This window comes from Mycobacterium sp., assembly GCF_050701675.1.
Lineage (GTDB): Bacteria > Actinomycetota > Actinomycetes > Mycobacteriales > Mycobacteriaceae > Mycobacterium.
The window spans coordinates 1-3,639 of the sequence record NZ_JBOGDD010000304.1 but is presented as its reverse complement, the minus strand read 5'-3'; the positions used below and the strand labels follow the sequence as shown (position 1 = coordinate 3,639).

The 3,639-nt window shown below is 67.1% G+C and carries 4 protein-coding genes; all 4 read right to left on the bottom strand.

Annotated features, from left to right (window positions below; all coding sequences use genetic code 11):
- A partial coding sequence (locus ACRDUX_RS08995; RefSeq protein ID WP_526413061.1) for a tripartite tricarboxylate transporter substrate-binding protein occupies window positions 1–744 on the bottom strand: 744 nt, incomplete at its 3' end.
- A 47-nt stretch (window positions 745–791) separates the two neighbouring features.
- The gene (locus ACRDUX_RS08990; RefSeq protein WP_526413059.1) at window positions 792–2,336 is read right to left on the bottom strand and encodes a tripartite tricarboxylate transporter permease; all 1,545 of its coding nucleotides are present in this window, start codon (window positions 2,334–2,336) and stop codon (window positions 792–794) included.
- A gap of 49 nt (window positions 2,337–2,385) precedes the next feature.
- Window positions 2,386–2,946, bottom strand: a complete 561-nt coding sequence (locus ACRDUX_RS08985; RefSeq protein WP_526413057.1) for a tripartite tricarboxylate transporter TctB family protein — start codon at window positions 2,944–2,946, stop codon at window positions 2,386–2,388.
- 31 nt (window positions 2,947–2,977) lie between these two features.
- The coding region (locus ACRDUX_RS08980; RefSeq protein WP_526413055.1) for an MmgE/PrpD family protein at window positions 2,978–3,639 on the bottom strand (662 nt) is incomplete at its 5' end.

Below are 3,639 nucleotides of genomic sequence, written 5' to 3'. Positions count from 1 at the left end.
CAGCTCACCCGCGTCGATTCCCTGTGCCTTGATCGAGGTCAGCTCGGGGAAGGTCGAGACCTTGCGATCCGCGACCGTGGCGATCACCCTGATCGCCCCGACCTTGACCTGGTCGACGAAGTCGGTCGATGCGCCGATCATCATCTGAGCGTCGTTGCGTAGCAGTGCCGCTATGCGCTGGCCGCTGTCGGAGAACGACAGGAACTTCCACTGGGTTCCCGTCTTGGCCTGCAGTGCCTTGCCGGTGAGCGAGTCCGTCGCCGTGATGGATCCGCCGACCTGCACCAGTCGGTCGGGGTTGCGCTGGGCATCGGTCACGAAGTCCTTCATCGTGTGATAGGCGGAATCGGCACGCACCGCGACGATCTGCGGCTCGACGAGGAGGGCGGCGATCGGCTGCAATTCGGTGATCGACACCGAGGCACCCGCCAGCGTCAGCGGAGTGACCAGCCAGGTGGGCGTCACCGCGGCGATCGTGTCGGTCTTGCCCTTGCGCCCGCGGAGGTACGACATCGCTCCGATGCTCGACCCCTCGGTCTGGTTGCGCACCGGCCAGTTGTCGTCGACCAGACCGTCGGACTTCAGCAGTTTGACGATCTGGCGGGCGAACACGTCGCTACCGCCGCCTGGGCCGGTGTGCACGACCACCTGGGTGCGGCCGGGTACGCCGTTGTTCATGCCACCGCGCTGAAGGCCACAGCCGGACAGCACGAGTGCCGTCGCGGTCGCGGTCCCGATCAGCATGCTCCGCCGCGAGAATTGCCGCTGCGGAACCGGGTGTGAACGGTTCATCATTCGCCCCTTGCTTCGACGAGGTCGGTCTGCTGCGAAGCCAGAACCGTTGCCTGCACTGCCTTGCGGCGCCGTCCCGTCACGACCAGGATGACTCCGATTATCACCGCGGCGCCGAAGATCGTCGCCGAGATCGGCCGTTCCAGGAAGATCATCGGGTTGTTGTCCGACAGCACCAGCGACTGGCGGACGGCGTTCTCCGCCATGGGTCCGAGGACGAACGCCATGAGCAGCGGCGCCGAGGGGACCCCGAACTTGCCGAACAGGTAGCCGAGAAGACCGAACCCGACCATCATGTACACGTCGGTCATCGAGCTGCGCACGCTGTAGACGCCGACCACCGCGAGCACCAGGATCGCCGGGTACAGCGCCCAGTACGGGATCTTCAGGATCTTCACCCACACCGGGATCATCGGCAGGTTCAGGATCAACAGCATGACGTTGCCGATGTACAGGCTGGCGATCACCGGCCAGCCGATCTCGGGATGCTCGGTGAACAGCAGTGGCCCCGGCTGGAATCCGTAGAGCAGCAGCGCCGCCAGCATCACCGCGGTGCTGGCCGTACCAGGAATTCCAAGGGAGAGAAGCGGGATCATGGCGGCGCTCGACTCGGAGTTGTTGGCCGCCTCTGGGCCCGCCACCCCCTCGATCGCACCCTTGCCGAAGCGTTCCGGAGTCTTGCTGGTCTTCTTCACCAACGCATACGAGAGGAACGAGGCGACGGTCGAACCGCCGCCTGGCAGCGCACCGATGAAGAACCCGAAGACCGAACCAAGCGCGATGGCCAGGCGGGACTGTTTGAGATCGGCCTTGGTGGGCAGCAGGTTCCGAATGCCCTTCGGCACCTCGAAGATCGGCCGCTCCATCTTCTTCTCGACGTTGAGCAACACCTCGCCGACCGCGAACAGTCCGACGCTGATGGCGATGAACTCGATGCCGTCGTACAGGGCGGGCGTGCCGAAGGTGAGCCGCTGCTGACCGGTGAAGATGTCGATGCCGATGGTGGAGACCAGTAGTCCGATGCACATCGAGAGGAACCCCTTGATGGGCGACTCACTGGCCAACAGGATGACCAGCAGCAGTCCGAAGGCCATCAGCGCGGCGTACTCGGGCGGGCCGAAGCCGAGCGCAAGGTTCGCGACGAAGGGTGCGGCGAAGGTCAGGGCGATGACTCCGAAGGTGCTCGCGATGAAGCCGGCGATCGCCGACATGCCCATCGCTGCCCCTGCGCGGCCCTTGCGGGCCAATGGATGCCCGTCCAGACACAACACCACCGACGACGTCTCACCGGGAATGTTCAGCAGGATCGACGTGGTGGCCCCCGCGAACTTGGCGCCGTGATAGATACCCGCCATCATGATCAAACCGGTTGCCGGGGGAAGGCTGATCGTGACCGGCAACAGGATCGCCAGCGTGGCAGGCGGTCCCAGCCCGGGCAGGATGCCGATCAGGGTGCCGATCACCACACCGACGGCGACCCAGAACAGGTTCATGGGGGTGAACGCCGCGGCGAACCCGTTCAGCAGGTTCTGTACTGCATCCATCAGATCTCCTTCCACGATGCCGCCATGGCATCGCGTTGACCGGGGCGGTTCACGCGCCCTCGAAGAGCGTGGACGCCGGCAGCTCGACGCCAAGGACGAACACGAAGAGTGCGTAAGCCGCCAGCGGCACGACGACGATCACCAGCACTGCCTTGAGACCCCTGATCCGCTCCACGGCCAGCACCAGGTACGCGATGAGCAGGATCGTGGCTGGCACGAATCCGACGAGAGGCATCAGCACGAGGCTGACGAGGAAGCCCAACCACACGTAGGCGGCGCGCAGCAGTTCGCTACTGACGCCTCGCATCTGCCCCGACGGACCGAGTCCGCGCCGCACTCCGCGCGCGATGGACACCGCAACCTGCAGCAGGCCGAGGACGATGACCGCGACGGACAGCGACACCGGGAAGAACCCCGGTCCCGGCACCCCCTTGGCGCCGAACATGTCGAGCCCGGTGGCATCGATCAGCGCAACGACGCCGAACCCTGCCGCGACGAGTCCGAGGCCGGCCTGGGCCAGGGGCGCGGTGGACAGCACCGAGTGTTCGGGTTCGCCCGAGTCCGAATCGTCGTACGCGGCCTCTGCGGGGGCACTGCCGGTCTGGGTCATCGTCGACCTCCCTTACCTGCCTGATCGCCGTTCAGCGATCGTTCGTCGTTGGCCACGTCGGGCCACTGCCTTCTGGCCAGTCGGCGCCGGGCGCCAGGAGAGCGAGAAGTCCTCTGCGTCCTCCGAATCCGTCGGCCGACGAGGTGAAGCCGCACTGGGCGAGCACCCCGGCCTCGACCGCGTCGGCAGCGGCCTTGGCCACCTGCAGCACGCCGGCCCGGGACCCGTCGACGGCGCGCAGGCCCGCCGCCTGGGTGGCGCACAGCCCAAGGAGATTGCGCAGCGCGGCCTCGTCGAGTCGCAGCAGTCGTCCTGCGGCGGCACCGGCTCCGATGACACCCGCCACGCCGACGCGGCTCCACCGATCCGCGGTCGCGGTCGAGTCCAGTGCCGCGACGATCTTCGTGGCGACGGCGTTGCCGACCGCAACCGCATCCGCGGCCGCGTCGTCGTCGGGCACCGAGTCTTCCTGCAGAGCAACCACTACCGAGCCCACCATTGGCCACCCGGGATCATCGGAGGGGTGCGCGACAGTGGCCGCGGTGATCGCCATCCGCCACGCCAGGTTGATGGCGGTCGGCCGTCCGGCGGGGTGGGCGCGCTTGGCGGCCAGATCCTCGCGGCCGATCGCGGCGCGAATCTCGGCGAGATGCTCCGCGGCGGCGGCCATCGCGCCGACGGGCGGTTCGGACG

Excerpts from the sequence above, each read along its gene's own strand:
- ACRDUX_RS08990 (WP_526413059.1), bottom strand. The coding sequence starts at position 2,336 with ATGGATGCAGTACAGAACCTGCTGAACGGGTTCGCCGCGGCGTTCACC.
- ACRDUX_RS08985 (WP_526413057.1), bottom strand. The coding sequence starts at position 2,946 with ATGACCCAGACCGGCAGTGCCCCCGCAGAGGCCGCGTACGACGATTCG.